17 protein-coding genes are annotated in these 18,398 nt (G+C 73.4%); 10 read left to right on the forward strand and 7 right to left on the reverse strand.

Translation table 11 applies throughout. The features are described from left to right. Positions 1-549 carry an RNA polymerase sigma factor gene (locus ACGFT1_RS16300; protein ID WP_373909719.1) on the reverse strand — a complete coding sequence of 183 codons (549 nt, stop codon included), beginning with the start codon at positions 547-549 and terminating at the stop codon, positions 1-3. Between the two features lie 330 nt (positions 550-879). Between ACGFT1_RS16300 and ACGFT1_RS16305 the strand changes: the two genes are divergently transcribed. From ACGFT1_RS16305 to pepN, 3 genes are all read left to right on the forward strand, one after another. After that, complete coding sequence (locus ACGFT1_RS16305; protein WP_373909613.1) at positions 880-1,899, forward strand: aspartate-semialdehyde dehydrogenase; 1,020 nt, start codon at positions 880-882, stop codon at positions 1,897-1,899. A gap of 328 nt (positions 1,900-2,227) precedes the next feature. Beyond that, positions 2,228-2,479, forward strand: coding sequence for a hypothetical protein (locus ACGFT1_RS16310; protein ID WP_373909614.1), 252 nt, complete (start codon positions 2,228-2,230; stop codon positions 2,477-2,479). A gap of 162 nt (positions 2,480-2,641) precedes the next feature. Beyond that, a complete protein-coding gene (gene pepN / locus ACGFT1_RS16315; RefSeq protein WP_373909615.1) occupies positions 2,642-5,215 on the forward strand; it encodes an aminopeptidase N in 2,574 nt (857 codons plus the stop codon). A gap of 94 nt (positions 5,216-5,309) precedes the next feature. Here the strand turns inward: pepN and ACGFT1_RS16320 are convergent, their stop codons facing one another. Beyond that, complete coding sequence (locus ACGFT1_RS16320) at positions 5,310-6,275, reverse strand: EamA family transporter (protein WP_373909616.1); 966 nt, start codon at positions 6,273-6,275, stop codon at positions 5,310-5,312. A gap of 156 nt (positions 6,276-6,431) precedes the next feature. On the opposite strand from ACGFT1_RS16320, the gene ACGFT1_RS16325 reads away from it, so the two are divergent. Next, positions 6,432-6,932: a MarR family winged helix-turn-helix transcriptional regulator gene (locus ACGFT1_RS16325; RefSeq protein WP_373909617.1), complete on the forward strand. Its 501-nt coding sequence runs from the start codon at positions 6,432-6,434 to the stop codon at positions 6,930-6,932. A gap of 13 nt (positions 6,933-6,945) precedes the next feature. On the opposite strand, the gene ACGFT1_RS16330 is transcribed toward ACGFT1_RS16325, so the two are convergent. Beyond that, positions 6,946-8,451: an FAD-dependent monooxygenase gene (locus ACGFT1_RS16330; protein WP_373909618.1), complete on the reverse strand. Its 1,506-nt coding sequence runs from the start codon at positions 8,449-8,451 to the stop codon at positions 6,946-6,948. Positions 8,452-8,566: 115 nt separating this feature from the next. Between ACGFT1_RS16330 and ACGFT1_RS16335 the strand changes: the two genes are divergently transcribed. Then, the gene (locus ACGFT1_RS16335; protein ID WP_373909619.1) at positions 8,567-9,157 is read left to right on the forward strand and encodes a TetR family transcriptional regulator; all 591 of its coding nucleotides are present in this window, start codon (positions 8,567-8,569) and stop codon (positions 9,155-9,157) included. A 149-nt stretch (positions 9,158-9,306) separates the two neighbouring features. Here the strand turns inward: ACGFT1_RS16335 and ACGFT1_RS16340 are convergent, their stop codons facing one another. From ACGFT1_RS16340 to ACGFT1_RS16350, 3 genes are all read right to left on the reverse strand, one after another. Further along, a complete protein-coding gene (locus ACGFT1_RS16340) occupies positions 9,307-9,594 on the reverse strand; it encodes a hypothetical protein (RefSeq protein WP_373909620.1) in 288 nt (95 codons plus the stop codon). Positions 9,595-9,792: 198 nt separating this feature from the next. Continuing rightward, a complete protein-coding gene (gene malQ / locus ACGFT1_RS16345; protein ID WP_373909621.1) occupies positions 9,793-11,886 on the reverse strand; it encodes a 4-alpha-glucanotransferase in 2,094 nt (697 codons plus the stop codon). After that, positions 11,887-12,141: a hypothetical protein gene (locus ACGFT1_RS16350; protein WP_373909622.1), complete on the reverse strand. Its 255-nt coding sequence runs from the start codon at positions 12,139-12,141 to the stop codon at positions 11,887-11,889. A gap of 185 nt (positions 12,142-12,326) precedes the next feature. Between ACGFT1_RS16350 and ACGFT1_RS16355 the strand changes: the two genes are divergently transcribed. Then, complete coding sequence (locus tag ACGFT1_RS16355) at positions 12,327-12,587, forward strand: hypothetical protein (protein ID WP_373909623.1); 261 nt, start codon at positions 12,327-12,329, stop codon at positions 12,585-12,587. A gap of 16 nt (positions 12,588-12,603) precedes the next feature. Here the strand turns inward: ACGFT1_RS16355 and ACGFT1_RS16360 are convergent, their stop codons facing one another. Further along, positions 12,604-13,140: an HNH endonuclease gene (locus ACGFT1_RS16360; RefSeq protein WP_356816364.1), complete on the reverse strand. Its 537-nt coding sequence runs from the start codon at positions 13,138-13,140 to the stop codon at positions 12,604-12,606. A 342-nt stretch (positions 13,141-13,482) separates the two neighbouring features. Between ACGFT1_RS16360 and ACGFT1_RS16365 the strand changes: the two genes are divergently transcribed. From ACGFT1_RS16365 to ACGFT1_RS16380, 4 genes are all read left to right on the forward strand, one after another. After that, positions 13,483-14,571, forward strand: coding sequence for a mechanosensitive ion channel family protein (locus ACGFT1_RS16365; RefSeq protein ID WP_373909720.1), 1,089 nt, complete (start codon positions 13,483-13,485; stop codon positions 14,569-14,571). A 270-nt stretch (positions 14,572-14,841) separates the two neighbouring features. Continuing rightward, positions 14,842-16,053 (forward strand): ROK family protein, encoded by a 1,212-nt coding sequence (locus ACGFT1_RS16370; RefSeq protein ID WP_373909624.1) that lies wholly within the window; start codon positions 14,842-14,844, stop codon positions 16,051-16,053. Between the two features lie 60 nt (positions 16,054-16,113). Continuing rightward, a complete protein-coding gene (locus tag ACGFT1_RS16375; RefSeq protein ID WP_373909625.1) occupies positions 16,114-17,457 on the forward strand; it encodes an ABC transporter substrate-binding protein in 1,344 nt (447 codons plus the stop codon). Further along, entirely contained in the window at positions 17,457-18,398 is a 942-nt protein-coding gene (locus ACGFT1_RS16380; RefSeq protein ID WP_373909626.1) for a carbohydrate ABC transporter permease, read from the forward strand. The genes ACGFT1_RS16375 and ACGFT1_RS16380 overlap by 1 nt, the downstream gene beginning before the upstream one ends.

An 18,398-nucleotide genomic window follows, 5' to 3' on the forward strand; every position in this document is an offset into this window, starting at 1 on the left:
TCACACCACCTCGTCCTCGTGCAGCCGGTCGCGCAGCGCGCGGACCGCCGTGTGCAGCCTGCTCTTGACCGTGCCCTCCGGTATGCCCAGCTCCTCGGCGATGTCCCGCACGGGCAGGTCGGCGAAGAAGCGCAGGACGACGACCTGCCGCTGGGCGGCGGGCAGTTCGTCCAGGCCGCGGGCGACGGCGAGGGAGAGCAGGCTGGTCTCCTCGCCCGAGGGGTGCGCGGGCTCGTGCAGCGCGACCAGCCGCTCCCCCAGCCGTTCCCGGCGCCGCTTCGCCCGGTGCCAGTCCATGGCCAGGTTGGAGGCGACGACGGCCGCCCAGGCCGACACGTCCCGCGGTGCCTCGCGGCCGCTCGCGGCCCGCTCCAGCAGCCGCAGCCGGACCTGCTGCACCCCGTCCGGCAGGTCCGACTGCGGCACTCCGCCGAGCGCGAGCACCGCCCGCACCCGGCGTTCCTGGGCCGCGTCCAGCGGATCGCCGACGGTACGGTCCGTACCGTCGGTGTACGCCCCCTGGTCGCGGCGCGCCCTTCCGCGCAGCACAAGCCACCCCCTCACGCGTCTGCCCCTACGACGCGGCGGCGCGCCGGAACGTTCGGCCGGTGCCGCACAGGAGCAGAGGCGTACGTCACACCCTCGTATGGCCGGGGCCCGCACGGGCAGGGGCCGGACAGCACAGCTTGCGGCGCGGACCCCCCGGGGAAGGAATATCTCCAGCTCAGCGGGGTTGCCGGAGGGACGTACGGAACTGTGCGCCGGTGAATCGTGTCCCACTCCTCGGGCACGCGCGGCAAAGAACTGGACAGGCGGGCCGGGGTTCGCCGCATGATGGAAAAGCCCCGGTCGGGCAAGAGACACGTAGAGGGAGTCGCTGTGAGGGTCGGAATCGTCGGAGCCACCGGTCAGGTCGGCACGGTCATGCGCAGGATCCTCACGGAGCGCGACTTCCCGGTGACGGAGCTGCGCCTGTTCGCCTCGGCCCGTTCGGCGGGGACCGTGCTGGACGGCGTGACGGTGGAGGACGCGGCGAGCGCCGACTACACCGGCCTGGACATCGTGCTCTTCTCCGCGGGCGGCGCGACCTCCCGGGCGCTGGCCGGGAAGGTCGCCTCGCAGGGCGCCGTCGTGATCGACAACTCCTCCGCCTGGCGCATGGACCCCGAGGTCCCGCTGGTGGTGTCCGAGGTGAACCCGCACGCGATCGCCGACCGCCCCAAGGGCATCATCGCCAACCCGAACTGCACCACCATGGCCGCCATGCCGGCGCTGAAGGTGCTGCACGAGGAGGCCGGTCTGGAGGCGCTGGTCGTCGCCACCTACCAGGCGGTGTCCGGCTCGGGTCTCGCGGGCGTGGCGGAGCTGCACGGCCAGGTGCAGAAGGTGGCCGCCGAGGCCGACAAGCTCACCCACGACGGCGCGGCGGTCGATTTCCCCGAGCCGCAGGTCTACCAGCGCACCATCGCCTTCAACGTGGTCCCCCTCGCCGGCAGCATCGTGGACGACGGTCTGAACGAGACCGACGAGGAGCAGAAGCTGCGCAACGAGTCCCGCAAGATCCTGGAGATCCCCGCGCTGAAGGTCTCCGGCACCTGTGTGCGCGTCCCGGTCTTCTCCGGGCACTCTCTCCAGGTCAACGCCCGTTTCGCCCGCCCGGTCAGCCCCGAGCGCGCCACCGAGCTGCTCGCGAAGGCCCCGGGTGTCGCCCTCTGCGACATCCCGACCCCGCTCCAGGCGGCCGGCCAGGACCCGTCGTACGTCGGCCGTGTCCGCCGCGACGAGACGGTGGACAACGGCCTCGCCCTGTTCATCTCCAACGACAACCTGCGCAAGGGTGCCGCGCTGAACGCGGTGCAGATCGCGGAGCTGGTGGCGGCGGAGCTGTCGGGCCGGTAACCCGCGTCCGCGACCGCGCGGATCGCAGGGAGGGGCGGCCGGGAACGGCCGCCCCTCCCGTACGTCCGGGTCGTCTCCCGGGGCCGTCGCCGCCCGAGATGCCGAGTCCCCGGCGGGCGGCTAGCGTGAGGGAGAAGGGCCGCGAGCGGGGCTGCGCCCACCGGCGGCGAGTGCCCTGTCCACCGGGGCGGGCCGCCCGAGCGGCGCAGGCCGTGCTTCCCGTCCCCCGCGGCAACACCTACGACCGCGGCGCGCGCACCCACCGCGACCGCGGCGATCGCCCCCGTACCGGCAGCACCCCACGGGGGCGTGGAAGGAAGGCAGGCGCATGAAACCACTACGCGCGAGGCGACTGTTCGCGGGATCCGCGGTCGCCGTTCTCCTGGCCGGCGGCGCCGCGATCGGCGCGGCGGGCACGGCCTCGGCGGCCACCCCGGCCCACGTGCCCACCAACCGTGGCTGCTTCGATCGCGGCAACGGCTGGTTCGACGACTGCGACAACTTCGGCAACCGTGGCGGCAACTTCTTCCCCAGCGGTGTCGTCGGCGGCGGCGGTGTCGTGGTGATCGTGCTGAGCTGAACGCGGGACGTGAGCCGGGCGGGTCCCCGTACCCGTCCGGCTCCGTCGCGTCGCGGCCCGGGGCCGCCCGGGGCCCCGCAGGCCGGCGGGGCGGGGACATCGCGTCGTGTGTGGATCCCATGGAAGGATGGCGCGACCTACCCATAACGAGGAGATGACCGCGTGCCTGGCACAAACCTGACTCGCGAAGAGGCGCAGCAGCGGGCCGAGCTGCTCACCGTTGACTCGTACGAGATCGATCTCGACCTCTCCGGCGCGCAGGAGGGCGGTACCTACCGGTCCGTGACCACGGTGCGCTTCGACGTGGCCCGCGGCGGCGCCGGGTCGTTCATCGACCTGGTGGCCCCGGCCGTCCACGAGGTGGTCCTCAACGGCGACCACCTGGACCCGGCCGAGCTCTTCGGCGACTCGCGGATCGCGCTGCCGGAGCTGCTGGAAGGGCGCAACGTCCTGCGGGTGGTCGCGGACTGCGCCTACACCAACACCGGCGAGGGTCTGCACCGCTTCGTCGACCCCGTGGACGACCAGGCCTACCTCTACACCCAGTTCGAGGTGCCGGACGCCCGCCGGGTCTTCGCCTCGTTCGAGCAGCCGGACCTGAAGGCCACCTTCCAGTTCACCGTGAAGGCACCCGCCGGCTGGACCGTCATCTCCAACTCGCCGACGCCGGAACCGGCGGGCGACGTCTGGGTGTTCGAGCCGACCCCGCGGATCTCGACGTACATCACCGCGCTGATCGCCGGCCCGTACCACTCCGTGCACAGCGTGTACGAGAAGGACGGCCGCAGCGTCCCGCTCGGCATCTACTGCCGGCCCTCGCTGGCCGAGTTCCTCGACGCGGACGCGATCTTCGAGGTCACCCGGCAGGGCTTCGACTGGTTCCAGGAGAAGTTCGACTACGCGTACCCGTTCGCGAAGTACGACCAGCTGTTCGTGCCCGAGTTCAACGCGGGCGCCATGGAGAACGCCGGCGCGGTGACCATCCGCGACCAGTACGTCTTCCGCTCCAAGGTGACCGACGCGGCGTACGAGGTGCGCGCGGAGACGATCCTGCACGAGCTGGCCCACATGTGGTTCGGTGACCTGGTCACCATGGAGTGGTGGAACGACCTGTGGCTGAACGAGTCGTTCGCCACCTACACCTCCATCGCCTGCCAGGCCGCCGCGCCGGGCTCCCGCTGGCCGCACTCGTGGACCACGTTCGCCAACTCGATGAAGACCTGGGCGTACCGGCAGGACCAGCTGCCGTCCACGCACCCGATCATGGCGGACATCCGTGACCTGGACGACGTCCTCGTCAACTTCGACGGCATCACGTACGCCAAGGGCGCGAGCGTGCTCAAGCAGCTCGTCGCGTACGTCGGCGAGGACGAGTTCTTCAAGGGCGTGCAGGCGTACTTCAAGCGGCACGCCTTCGGCAACACCCGCCTGTCCGACCTGCTGGGCGCCCTGGAGGAGACTTCCGGCCGCGACCTGAGGACCTGGTCGAAGAAGTGGCTGGAGACGGCCGGCATCAACGTCCTGCGGCCCGAGATCACCACCGGCGCCGACGGCACCGTCACCTCCTTCGCCGTCCGCCAGGAGGCCCCCGCGCTCCCGGCCGGCGCCAAGGGCGAGCCCACCCTGCGCCCGCACCGCATCGCGGTCGGCCTGTACGACCTCGACGGCTCCGGCAAGCTCGTGCGCACCGAGCGGATCGAGCTGGACGTCGACGGGGAGCTGACCGACGTACCGCAGCTGGCCGGCAGGCCCCGTCCCGCGGTCGTCCTGCTCAACGACGACGACCTGTCCTACGCCAAGGTCCGCCTGGACGAGGAGTCGCTGCGGATGGTCACCGAGCACCTCGGCGACTTCGCGGAGTCCCTGCCGCGCGCCCTGTGCTGGGCGTCGGCCTGGGACATGACGCGGGACGCCGAACTGGCCGCCCGTGACTACCTGGCCCTCGTGCTGTCCGGCATCGGCAAGGAGTCCGACATCGGCGTGGTGCAGTCGCTGCACCGCCAGGTCAAGCTCGCCATCGACCTGTACGCCGCCCCGGCCGCCCGCGAGGCCCTGCTGGCCCGCTGGACCGACGCCACGCTGGCGCACCTGCGCGCGGCCGAGCCGGCCGGCGACCACCAGCTGGCCTGGGCGCGGGCGTTCGCGGCGACCGCGCGCACCCCGGAGCAGCTGGACCTGCTCGAGGCGCTGCTGGACGGCACGCAGACGGTGGAGGGCCTGGCCGTGGACACCGAGCTGCGCTGGGCGTTCGTCCAGCGGCTCGCGGCCGTCGGCCGGTACGACGAGGCGGAGATCGCGGCCGAGTACGAGCGGGACAGGACGGCGGCCGGTGAGCGCCACGCTGCCACCGCCCGCGCGGCCCGGCCCACCGCCGAGGCCAAGGCGGAGGCGTGGGCGTCGGTCATCGACTCCGACAAGCTGCCGAACGCGGTGCAGGAGGCCGTGATCGGCGGCTTCGTCCAGACCGACCAGCGTGAGCTGCTCGCGCCGTACGCGGACACGTACTTCGAGGTCGTCAAGGACGCCTGGGACTCCCGTTCGCACGAGATCGCCCAGCAGATCGCGATCGGCCTGTACCCGTCGGTCCAGGTCTCCGAGGAGACCCTGGCCCGCACGGACACCTGGCTGGCCGAGGCCGAGCCGAACGCGGCTCTGCGCCGCCTCGTCTCGGAGGCCCGCTCGGGCGTGGAACGCGCCCTGCGAGCCCAGGCGGCCGACGCGACGGCAGCCGGATAGCACACCGAGGGCGCCCGGTGCCGCACCGGGCGCCCTCGCGCCTTCTCATCGGCGCAGCCCCGGCCCACTGCCCGGCCGGGGCTTCTCGTTGTCCTCAGCCCCGTGGGGCCGGGACCGGCAGGGCCGTCCCGGCCGCGTGACCCGTGTGCTCGGCCGGAGCGGTGTGCTCGGCGGGAGCGGACGGGCGGTGCCGTCGGCCGCCCGTGAACTGTCCGGCCAGGGTCGCTCCGGTGGCCAGGGCCATGCCCGCGATCTGCACCGGTGTGAGCGCCTGACCGAGGGCCGCCCAGCCGACGACCGCCGCGGTCAGCGGGGACAGCGGGCCGAGGAAGCCGGCCTGGGTGGCGGTGAGCCGGCCGATGCCGCGGAACCAGAGCCAGTAGGCGACGGCCGTGTTGGCCAGGGCGAGGTAGAGGTAGCCGCCGACGGCAGGGGCGTCGAAGGCGGGCGGGACGCCCTCGGCCAGGAGCGCGACCGGCAGGATGAGCAGGCCGCCGGCGGTGAGCTGCCAGCCGGTGAGCGCCAGCGGGCCGACGCCGTCGGGGCGGCCCCACCGCTTGGTCAGGACCGTTCCGGCGGCCATGGAGCCCGTGGAGGCGACGGCCGCTAGGACGCCGGTGAGGTCGAGCGCCCCGGCCCCCCGCAGTACGACGAGGCTGACGCCGAACGCGGCCACCAGCCCGGTGAGCAGTGTGCGCACGGCCGGCCGCTGCCCGAGCAGCAGCGCCGAGAGCCCGACGACGAACAGCGGTCCGGCGGAGCCGACGACCGCGGCCGTCCCGCCGGGCAGCCGGTACGCCGCCACGAACAGCAGCGGGAAGAAGGCGCCGATGTTCAGGGCTCCGAGCACGGAGGCCTTGACCCACCAGATGCCGCGCGGCAGCACCCGGGTGAGGGCGAGCAGCAGCAGGCCCGCGGGCAGGGCCCGCATCAGCGCCGTGAACAGGGGGCGGTCCGGCGGCAGGAACTCGGTGGTGACCGCGTAGGTCGTGCCCCAGGAGATGGGCGCGAGTGCGGTGACGGCGATGACGGCGCTGCTGCCCGGGCGGCGGGTGGCCATGGCAGGGCCCCTTCCGGTGAGGCGGTGACGGATCCGGTTGGATCAGCAGTGATTAGCTTAGCGCCAAGCTACTTAGCGTCAAGTAGCTTTTTCGTACATCAGTTTCTCGTGGGCCAGTTTCTTGCGGACGAGTCGAAGCGGGCCGATACTTCGCCCATGCAGCAACAGCCAGCGGACCCCGTCGACGTGATCACCGAGCAGTGGGCGCGGGTGCGGCCCGACCTCGACACCCGGGCGATGGAGGTGTTCGGCCGGATCTTCCGGCTCGCGCGCGCGATGGGCGACCGCATGGAGCGGGCGTACAAGCCGTACAACATCTCCCGCGGCGAGTTCGACGTCCTCGCCACCCTGCGCCGCTCCGGCGAGCCCTACACCCTCTCGCCCCGCGAGCTCTCGGCCACCCTCATGCTGACCACCGGCGGGATGACCGGCCGTCTCGACAAGCTGGAGCGGGCCGGCCTGCTGCGCCGCTCCCCCGACCCGCACGACCGGCGCGGCCTCAAGGTGGCCCTCACCGAGGAGGGGCTGCGGCTGATCGACGAGGCGGTCGCCGCGGGCCTGGCCGAGGAGAACGCCGCCCTGTCCGCGCTGAGCACCGAGCAGGCCGACCACTTGGCCGGCCTGCTGCGCGCCCTGCTCGACGCGACGTCCGGATAGCCGCCGCCCGGCGTCAGCCGGTGGGGCCGAGGTGCCGGGCGAGGGCCGCCGCGGTCCGCGCCGGGGTGGCCGCGTCGGCGGCCCAGGCCACGTAGCCGTCGGGGCGCACCAGCACGGTCGTACGACGGCCGCTCGCCCACCGCGCCACGGCCAGCCGGTCCACGCGTCCGGGCCCCGCCTCGAACGGCTCCGGGGTGATCAGTACGAACCGGCCGCCGCGCAGCGCCTCGTGGAGCCGGCCGCCGCCGGCGAGGGCGACGTCCGGGACGCGGGCGCCGGTGAGCGGGTGGGCGCCGCGCGGTGCGGGGTAGCGGTAGCCGATGCCGGTGACCTGGCCGACCAGCCTGCGCCGGACCGGGGCGGCCACGCCGAGGAACGCGGTGAGGGCCGCGCGGGCCGCCAGCGTCCAGGGGCGCCTGGCCATGGCGAGGCGGACGATCCCGCCGCTGCTGCGCAGCACCGCCCTGCCGACGGGGTGCCGTTCGGCCTGGTAGCTGTCGAGCAGTGCGGGGTCCGCGTGGCCGCCCGTGACCGCCGCCAGCTTCCAGCTCAGGTTCGCGGCGTCCTGGAGGCCGGTGTTCATCCCCTGCCCGCCGGCCGGCGTGTGCACGTGCGCGGCGTCCCCGGCGAGGAAGACCCGCCCCGCCCGGTACGCCGGCGCCTGCCGCTCGTCGCTGTGGAACCGGGACATCCAGCGGGCGTCGTACATGCCGAAGTCCCGGCCCAGCGCGAGGCGGACGGTCTCCCTGACCTCCTCGAGGTCCAGCGGCTCGCCGTCCGGGACGTCCCGGGCGCGGTTCCAGCCGATCACCCGGTGGTAGCCGTCGCCGAAGGGCGCCAGGAAGGCGAAGGCGTCGCCCACGGCGGCGGCGGTCAGCACCGTCGGGGGCCGCTCGGCGAGCCGGACGTCCGCGAGGACGACGGAGCGGATCACCGACCTGCCCGGGAAGGGCAGCCCGACCGCCTGCCGTACGGCACTGCGCATGCCGTCGGTGCCGACGACGTACGCGGCCCGGAAGGTCACCGCACCCCCTCGCGGCCCCCGGGCCCGCACCGTCACGCCGGTCGCGTCCTGGGTGAGGCCGGTCAGTTCCGTCTCGTGACGGAAGTCGACGCCCGCCTCGGCCGCGCGGCGCTCCAGCACCTTCTCCACCTCGTACTGCGGCAGGACGAGGAGGTGGTTGAAGCGGGAGGGCAGGCCGGTGAGGTCGATGGTGAGCCGGCCGAAGAGCCCGAGCCGGTCCAGCGGCTGCCCGAGGGCCTCCAGTTCGTCGGCGAGGCCGCGGACGTCGAGCTGTTCGAGGGTGCGGGCGTGCAGGACGAAGGCGCGGGAGAGGTTGCTGAGCCGGTGGGGGCGCTTCTCCAGGACGGTGACCGGGACGCCGGCGGTGGCGAGGTCACCGGCGAGGAGGAGCCCGGTGGGGCCGGCACCGACGACGAGGACACGCGGGGTGGTGTCGTCGGGTGCGGTGTCGTCCGGGGTGGTTCCCGTGGCGTTCGTTCCCGTGATGCCGGTCATCGTGCCTCCTTGGAGGTGCCAACACACGTTGGTCAACGCTTGTTGGCAAGCGTAGGACGCGCACGGAGAGCGGTCAACACTTGTTGGCCCACATGCGTTGACCTACGCTCGTCCCATGACGGCCAGCATCCAGCCGGACCGGTCGGCGCCCCGGCCCCGCCGCTCCGACGCCACCCGTACCGCCATCCTCGCCGCCGCCCGCGAGCGCTTCGCCGCCGACGGCTACGAGCGGGCCACCATCCGGGCCGTCGCCGCCGACGCGCGGATCGACCCCTCCATGGTGATGCGCTACTTCGGCAGCAAGGAGGGCCTGTTCGCCGCGGCCGTCACCCTCGACCTGCGCCTGCCCGACCTGACGCGGGTGCCGCGCGAGGAGGTGGGCCGCGCGCTGGTGGGCCACTTCCTCGGCCTGTGGGAGGAGAACGAGGAGCTGAGGGCGGTCCTGCGGGTCGGTGTCACCAACCAGGCCGGGGCCGAGCGGATGCAGGGCATCTTCCGGGAGCAGCTGCTGCCCGTCGCCCGGCAGGTGTGCCCCGACCCCGAGCAGGCCCCGGCGCGGGCCGCGCTGTGCGCCGCGCAGCTGCTCGGCCTGGCCCTGACCCGCTATGTGCTGCGGCTGCCGCCGGCCCGGGCGCTCACCCGCGAGGAGCTGGTGGCGTGGCTGGGGCCGACGGTGCAGCGGTACCTGACCGCGCCGCACCCGTGACCACCCGAACCCTGACCGGCCGGGGCGGCGGAAACGCCGAGGGCGCCGGCCGTCCCCGGGTACGGCGTGCGCGCGTACCGGCGGGGAGGACGGGCGCCCTCGACGGAAGAACGGGTGGGTCCGGGCCGAGCTTCGGCCCGGACCGGGGCTCAGGCCCTGGCCTGCGCCTGGGCGTCGGGCTTGATGTCGATGTTCGACGAGGTGGTGTCCTTCCTGGCCCGCGACTTGTCCAGCAGCATCACCAGACCGGCGATGACCGCGAACAGCACCAGCGGGGCGAAGACGTACAGGCCCAGCGTCTCGATGACGCTCAGGCCCGGGCCGGGGTCGTCACCGTCGTCGCGGGTCAGCGCGAGCGCGGGGGACGACATGAGCAGCATCATCAGCGTCGTACCGGCGGCCAGGGCGCCGGCGCGCAGGGCGTTGTTCTTGTCCACGGTGCCAAGTTAGCGAACGGCCGCGCCGTGTGCGCGCCCGGGGTGCCGGAATCGGCCCGGGGGCCCGCACGGCGAAGCCCGGCAGCCCACGGCGAAGCGCCGAGGGCCCGCACGGCGGAACCCAGAGGGCCCGTACGGCGGAGCCCCGGGGACACCCGCCCCCGGGGCTCGGCCGCAGCCGGGTGAACGGCCCTGTCCTCAGCGCGCGGACGGGCCGGACGGGCGCAGGACGTCGAGCAGCCCGCGCAGCCGCGGGGAGGCCGCGAGTTCCTCCAGCGGCACCGGCCGGCCCTCGGCGTCCGCGATCGGCAGGCGCCAGTTCGGATACTCGTACCAGGTGCCGGGCAGGTTCTGCGGGCGGCGGTCACCGATGCCGTCCGGGAGCCAGACGCCGATCAGGCGGGCGGGGGTGCGCAGCAGGAAGCGGTGGACGGCACGGATCTCCTCCTCCTCGTCGGAGCCGGGCGGTCCGGCGGCCGGGCTGTCCAGCAGGCCGAGGCTGCCGAGCAGGGCCAGCCACTCCGCGGTGTCGGCGGCGGCCTCCGCGCGTTCCTCGGCCGCCGAGCGGGCCAGCAGGCCCAGGCGGTCGCGCAGGTCGACGTGGTCGCCGGTGAGCCGGGCGGCGGTGGGCGGCAGGTCGTGGGTGGTGGCGGTGGCCAGGCAGTCGGCGCGCCAGCGTTCGGGGGGCAGGGGGCGGCCGTCGCCCTCCCAGTCCCGTTCGAACCAGAGCACGGAGGTGCCGAGGACCCCGCGCCGCTCCAGCGTCTCGCGTACGCCGGGTTCCACGGTGCCCAGGTCCTCGCCGATCACGACCGCCCCGGCGCGGGTGGCCTCCAGGGCGAGGATCGCGAGCATGGCGTCGGAGTCGTAGTGGATGTAGGTGCCCTCGGTGGGCGGGCTGCCCTGGGGGATCCACCACAGCCGGAACAGGCCCATGACGTGGTCGATGCGCAGGGCGCCGGCGTAGCGGAAGAGGGCGCGCAGCAGGTCGCGGTAGGGGGCGTGGCCGCAGGCGGCGAGCCGGTCGGGGCGCCAGGGCGGCAGGCCCCAGTCCTGGCCGCGGGCGTTGAAGGCGTCCGGTGGCGCGCCGACGGACATGCCGGCGGCGAAGACGTCCTGCTGGGCCCAGGCGTCGGCGCCGCAGGGGTGTACGCCGACGGCGAGGTCGTGCACGATCCCGACGGACATCCCGGCCTCGCGGGCGGCGCGCTGGGCGGTGCGCAGCTGGCCGTCGGTGAGCCAGGCGAGGCGGGCGTGGAAGTCGACGCGATCGGCGAGAGTGGCGCGGGCGCGGGCGGTGGCGGCCGAGCGGGGGTCGTGGAGGCCGTCGGGCCAGTGCTGCCAGTCCGGGCCGTGGACCTCGGCGAGGGCGTACCAGGTGGCGTGGTCGTCGAGGGCCTGGCCGTGGGCGGCGCGGAAGGCGTCGTAGGCGGCCTGCCGGCCGGGGGCGAGGGGGACCTGGAGGACGAGTTCCAGTGCCTCCCGCTTCAGTTCCCACACGGCGTCCCGGTCGATGAGGGCGCCCTTGTCGAGGACGTCGGCGCGCAGCCGGTCGGCCCGCTCCAGCAGGGTGTGCAGGCGGTCGCGGTCCCGTACGTAGGCGAACTCGGGCACGTCCTCGACGCGCAGGTGGACGGGGTCGGGGAAGCGGCGGGAGGACGGCCGGTACGGGGAGGGGTCGGTGGGGGCGCCGGGTACGGCGGCGTGCAGCGGGTTGACCTGGACGAAGCCGGCGCCGGCGGTGCGTCCGGCCCAGCCGGCCAGCTCGGCGAGGTCGGTGAGGTCGCCCATGCCCCAGGAGCGGCGGGAGAGCAGGGAGTACAGCTGGACGAGGAGGCCGTGGGAGCGGCCGGGCGGGGCGGGCAGCCGGTCGGGGGCGGTGACGAGGTGGGCCGTCCCGGTCCGCCCGTCGGGGGCGGTGGCGGTGAGGTGGTGCACACCCAGGGGCAGGTCCGCGGTGTCCTCGCGTTCCTCCCCGTCCTCGGTCAGGACGCGCAGCCGGGTGCCGGCGGGCAGGGCGGTCAGGGCGGCGGGCGGTTCGGCGCCGGCCCACTGGACCACGGTCGGGGGCAGCAGGCGTTCGCGCAGTTCGCGTTCGCGCGCGGTGAGGGCGGTGCGTACGGCGCCGGGGCCGGCGGCGTCCACGCCGAGGGCGGCCAGCGCGGCGGTGACGGCGGAGGCGGAGACCTGGACGGTGCGGTCGGGGGCGGGGCGGTAGGAGGTGGCGACCCCGTGCAGCTCGGCGAGCCGGGCGAGGTCGGGCGCGGGGTGCTCGTCGGGCGCCGCGGCCATCTACAGCCCCGGTGCGAAGGAGGCCGGGCCCGGGTCGGACTCTCTGGTCAGCGGAACGGTCTCGGCCAGCGGGGGCTCGCTGGTCAGCGGTTCGGCGTCGGGCAGCGGCGGCTCGCTGGTCAGCGGTGCCTGCGCGTACGCGGTCTCGGAGCTGGAGGCGGACAGGCATGCCGCGTCGGTCTCGGCGGAGGGCTCCGCCACGGGTTGGTACTGGGCCGGGATCTGTGCCGGGATCGGGAGAGCCGGTGCGGCCACGGAGGCCTCCTTGTCGGTGTGCCGGAGCTACTGCTGTGGACGGGTTACGGGCAGGCCTACCCCGTGACGCCGCCGCCACGCGCGGCACCCGGCGGGTGCCGGGGTGATCCGGTTCCGGCCGGTCGACCGATAGAAGGGGTGTGAGACTGTTCCGCCCCGTGGGGGGCCAGCGGAGGACGACGACGATGCTGCGCGACACCCTGGGCCGTACGGGGATCACCGCGGCGGCGGCCGTCATGCTGGCGCCCGTGCCGGCCGGCCGCCCGCGTCCGGGTGCGTCACCGCGGTGCACCTGGGCTCGCACGGCGCCCACGGCCACGGTGTGGGCGTGGCCGGTGCAGCCGGGTGCGCGGCCGGGCGCGTGGGCGGCGGCGCTGACGGCGTTCGCCCTGGGCGCCGCCGGGTACGCCGTGCGGGGCGCCCGCCCGGAGGGGCCCCGCGGCTGATACCGCCGCTGCGCGCCTAGGCGGAGATGCCGTCGATCCGGGCCAGCGCGTCGTCCGCGCCGTACGGCTGCAGGTAGGGGAGCCAGCGCGGATCCCGGTGGCCGGTGCCGATGATGCGCCAGGCCAGGCCCGAGGGCGGGGCGGGCTTGTGGCGCAGCCGCCAGCCCAGCTCGACCAGGTGGCGGTCGGCCTTGACGTGGTTGCAGCGGCGGCAGGAGGCCACCACGTTGTCCCAGACGTGCTTGCCCCCGCGGCTGCGCGGGATGACGTGGTCGACGCTGGTTGCGATGCCACCGCAGTACATGCACCGGCCCCCGTCGCGCGCGAAGAGCGCCCGCCGGGTCAGAGGGACGGGCCCCCGGTAGGGAACCCGCACGAACCGCTTGAGCCGGACCACGCTGGGAGCGGGGAGTGTGACGGTCGCGCTGTGCAGATAGGCGCCGGATTCCTCGAGGGAGACGGCCTTGTTCTCCAGGACGAGGACGAGCGCGCGGCGGAGCGGTACGACGCCGAGCGGCTCGTACGACGCGTTGAGGACCAGGACATGCGGCACGGGTGCCTCCTTGGGCGTCGGCGGCGCGTGGCTTGCGCCGGGACGATCTGAGGTCAGTCTCCCTTGACGCCTGGTGGAAGCGCCACCATGTGCCGGTAACGGGCTGGGAGTGTTTTCGAGCACATCTGATGCATCCCCCGGAGCACCGCCCGTTCAAGCCCGCGTGAGCCGTGTCTCTCCTGCGCTCGTGCTGTGCGGAACGGCCGGAGGCACGCACGATGCCCCGTTAGTGTGGTGGTCCCGTCCGCCCGGTGACCTTTTCGTGACCTTGACCGCCCCCGCCGGTGCGGACCGCGCAGCACCTTGGAGGTACCTGCCGTGTCGTCCCTGCCCATCGCCCTGATGGCCGCCGGCGCGTCCCCGTCACCGTCTCCGTCGCCCTCGCAGTCGACGGCGCCGGCCGTGCCGTCCCTCCAGGACGCCCAGGACAGCGCGACGAACGCGGCGAGCTGGGTCGAGCAGAACTGGTCGACATGGCTCGCGATGGGTCTCCAGATCCTGCTGATCGTGATCGTGGCGGTCTCGCTCAGAGCGGTGGTGCGGCGGGCGATCACCAAGCTGATCGACCGGATGAACCGGACCGCGCAGGCCGTGGACGGCAGCGCGCTGGGCGGGCTGCTGGTCAACGCCGAGCGGCGGCGGCAGCGGGCGGCGGCGATCGGCTCGGTGCTGCGGTCGGTGGCCAGCTTCCTGATACTCGGCACGGCCGCGCTGATGGTGCTGGGCACCTTCAAGATCAACCTGGCGCCGCTGCTGGCGTCCGCCGGTGTCGCGGGTGTGGCCATCGGTTTCGGCGCCCGGAACCTGGTCACGGACTTCCTCTCCGGTGTCTTCATGATCCTGGAGGACCAGTACGGCGTCGGTGACGTGATCGACGCGGGTGTGGCCACCGGCGAGGTGATCGAGGTCGGGCTGCGCGTGACCAAGCTGCGCGGTGACGGCGGCGAGATCTGGTATGTGCGCAACGGCGAGGTCAAGCGGATCGGCAACCTCTCCCAGGGCTGGGCGACGGCCGGCGTCGACGTGACCGTGCGGGCGAGCGAGCAACTGGACCGCGTCCGGGCCACGCTGGACGAGGTCGCCGAGAAGATGAGCAAGGAAGAGCCCTGGAACGAGATGCTGTGGGGCCCGGTCGAGGTGCTCGGCCTGGACTCCGTGCTGATCGACTCCATGGTGGTCCGCGTCTCGGCGAAGACCATGCCCGGCAAGTCGGTGACGGTCGAACGGGAGCTGCGCTGGCGGATCAAGCGGGCGTTCGACGCGGCCAGCATCCGCATCGTGGGCGGCTCGACGGCCGTGGAGGACGCGGAGAACGCCCCCGACCCGGCGGCCGCCGTCGCGGCCCCGTCGGCATACGCCAACGCGGACTCCCCGCAGGCGGCCGCGACGGCCCCGATCGCGGCACAGCGCCCGGCACCGCCGGCGAAGTAGCGGAACGGCTGGGTCATGGTCGACGTCGGGGAGTGAGAGCCCTTACGGCCGGGGTCCCGCCGGCGCCCGCTGCGCGCACGCCCCCGAGGTAACGACTCCGTTGCCTCGGGGGCGTTGTCTATTGACGCCCCCTTCGTCCTGGGCTTACGTTCCTCCCACCCGAATAGGAAACTTTCCTAACAGTGATCTCCCGGCGGCCGGTGATCAAGACTGGACGCCGTCCCCCGGTCACTGAAAAGCTGGGCGGCTGGAAAGGCAGGTGTCGACCCCATGGCAGGAACCGCCGGTACGCCGGGCACCCCGCGCGTCCTGCGCGCCATGAACGACCGTGCCGCCCTGGACCTGCTGCTGGAGCACGGGCCGTTGTCGCGCACCCGGATCGGCAAGCTCACCGGCCTGTCCAAGCCCACCGCCTCCCAGCTGCTGGCCCGCCTGGAGGCGGCCGGCCTGGTCCGGCTCACCGGCACCAGCGAGGGCCGGCCGGGCCCCAACGCCCAGCTGTACGCGATCGACCCGGCCGCCGCGTACGCCGCCGGGCTCGACGTCACCCCGCACCGCATCCGGGCCGCCGTCGCCGACATCACCGGGCGTACGGTCGGCGAGTACCGGCTGCCCACCCCCGGCCGGCGGCCCGCCCGGCCCGTCGTCCAGCAGGTCACCGACGCGCTGGACGGTGCCGTCGAGGCAGCCGGGCTGGCCCGGTCCGACGTGCACCGGCTGGTCATCGGCACCCCCGGCGCCTTCGACCCGGGCACCGGCCGCCTGCGCTACGCCTCCCACCTGCCCGGCTGGCACTCCCCCAGCCTCCTCGGCGAACTCGCCGCGGCACTGCCGATGCCGGTCGAGTACGAGAACGACGTCAACCTCGCCGCCATCGCCGAGCAGCGCCTCGGTGCCGCCCGCGGCCACGCGGACTTCGTGCTGCTGTGGAACCAGGAGGGCCTCGGCGCCGCCCTGGTCCTCGGCGGCCGGCTGCACCGCGGCTGGACCGGCGGCGCCGGCGAGGTCGGCTTCCTGCCGGTGCCGGGCACCCCCCTGGTCCGGCAGGTCACGAAGGCCAACAGCGGCGGCTACCAGGAGCTGGCCGGCTCCCAGGCCGTACCGGTGCTGGCCCGCGAACTCGGCATCGACGACGTGCCGCCGGGGCCGTACGCCGAGGCCGCCACCGCGCTCGTCGCCCGCGCCGCCGACCACGCCGGCGGCCCCCACCGGGAACTGCTGCGGACCTACGCGACCCGGCTGGCCACCGGTCTCGCCTCGCTCGTCTCCGTCCTCGACCCCGAACTCGTCGTCCTCAGCGGCTCCGCCCTGACGGCCGGCGGCGAGGTGCTGCGCGCCCTCGTCCAGGCCGAACTGGAGGAGCTGGCCGCGGCCCGGCCCCGGCTGGTCGTCGGTGACGTCCGCGAACACCCCGTCCTGCGCGGCGCGCTGGAATCCGCGCTCGCCGCCACCCGCGACGAGGTCTTCGACACCTCGCGCTGAGCCCCACCGCACCCCGGTAGCACTCCCCGTTCCGCCCACCCGCCCCTGGGAGACCTCGCCATGCCCGACGTCATACCCTCAGCTGTCCGAAAGACGGCTTTTGCCCTGACCGCGTCGCTGGCTCTGCTCACCACCGCCTGTACCGGCCGGTCCGGTACGGGCGCCACGGACGACGCCTCGAAGGACACGACGATCAACTTCTGGCACGCCTGGAGCGCGCCGAACGAGGTCAAGGCCGTCCGGTCGCTGATCGCCGGCTTCGAGAAGGCGCACCCCAACATCCACGTGAACGTCGTCGGCAACATGACCGACGACAAGATCAACCAGGCGCTGCGCTCCGGCGGCGGCAACGCCCCGGACGTGATCTCCTCGTTCACCACCAACAACGTGGGCAAGTTCTGCTCCTCCGGCGCCCTGGTGAACCTGAACCCGTTCTTCGAGAAGTCCCGGATCGACCCGGGCACGACGTTCCCCAAACCGATGAACGAGTACACGAGCTTCGAGGGCAACCGCTGCACGGTCCCGCTGCTCGGCGACGCGTACGGGCTCTACTACAACAAGACGGCCTTCCGGAAGGCGGGCATCACGGCACCGCCCCGCACCTGGTCGCAGTTCACGGCCGACGCGAAGAAGCTGACGCTGCGCAAGGGCGACGGCTACCAGCAGCTCGGGTTCATGCCGGACTACCACGGCTGGGAGTCCACCACCGAGCACTACCTCGCCCAGTTCTCCCCGACCTACTTCGACCGGAACGGCAAGTCCCGGGTCGCCGAGGACCCCGCGTTCCAGCAGGGGTTCACGCTCCAGAAGAAGCTCGTCGACGAGCTCGGCGGGTTCCGCAGGCTGGAGCGGTTCCGGTCCACCCTCGGTGACGAGTGGGGCGCCCGGCACCCCTTCCACACCGGCCAGGTCGCCATGCAGCTCGACGGCGAGTGGCGGCTCGGCATGGCCCAGGAGGCCAAGCCCGGCTTCGAGATCGGCGTGGCCCCGCTGCCCGTACCCGACGACCGGGCCGGCGAGTACGGCAAGGGCTACATCACCGGCACCGTCGCGGGCATCGCCGCCACCAGCCACAAGCAGAACGCGGCCTGGGAGCTGGTGAAGTACATGACCACGGACACGGACGCGGTGGTCGGCTTCGCCAACGCCATCCACAACGTGCCCTCCACGCTGGCCGCGCTGAAGTCCCCGAAGCTGAAGTACGACCCGCGTTTCAAGACGTTCCTGGACATCGCCGCGAACCCGCACTCCACCACCACGCCCGCCTCCCTCAACGGCGGGGTGTACCTGGTGACGATCCAGCAGTTCGGCTACGACTACGAGAGCGGCAAGGCCACCGATCTGAAGGCCGGGCTGCGGAAGACGGCCGCGCAGATCGACACGGACATCGCGCAGGCCCGGTGATGAGCACCGTCACCCTCGCGTCCAGGCGCCGGCGCTCGGCCCTGCGCACGCTCGCCTTCATGTCACCGTGGCTCATCGGCTTCGCGGTCTTCTTCGCCTACCCGCTGCTCTCCACGGTCTACTTCTCCTTCATGCACTACGACGGCTTCCAGCCGCCGCGGTGGACCGGCGGGAAGAACTGGACGTACGTCTTCGCGCACTACCCGCTGTTCTGGCCCGCCCTGCGCAACACGCTGTGGCTGGTCGTGATCATGGTGAGTCTCCGGGTGGTCTTCGGCCTCGGCGTCGGCCTGCTCATCACGAGGATCAAGACCGGTACAGGTGTCTTCCGCACCCTGTTCTACCTGCCCTACCTGGCCCCGCCGGTCGCGGCGACCATGGCCTTCGCCTTCCTCCTCAACCCCGGCACCGGACCCGTCAACTCCCTCCTGGAGAAGGCCGGCGTCCCGGCCCCGGGCTGGTTCAGCGACCCCGCCTGGTCCAAGCCCGCGCTGACCCTGCTCGCCCTGTGGGGCATCGGCGACCTGATGGTCATCTTCATGGCCGCGCTGCTGGACGTGCCCACCGAGCAGTACGAGGCGGCCGAGCTGGACGGCGCCTCGGCGTGGCAGCGGTTCCGGTACGTGACCCTGCCGAACATCTCGCCGATCGTGATGTTCGCCGTCGTCACCGGCGTGATCCAGGCCATGCAGTGCTACACCCAGCCGCTGGTCGCCGGGAAGGTCGCCTCCGGCGTGATCCAGGGCGCGGGCACCCAGTTCGAGCCCGGCTACCCCGACAAGTCCACGCTCACCCTTCCCCAGCTCGTCTACAACCTCGGCTTCCAGCGCTTCGACTACGGCTCGGCCTGCGCGGTGGCGCTGGTGCTGTTCGCCCTGTCGATGGCGTTCACCGCGCTGCTGATGCGGCGCCGGGGCGGCCTGATCCAGGCAGGTGACTGA

The sequence above is a fragment of the Streptomyces sp. Y20 genome (assembly GCF_043195475.1).
Lineage (GTDB): Bacteria > Actinomycetota > Actinomycetes > Streptomycetales > Streptomycetaceae > Streptomyces.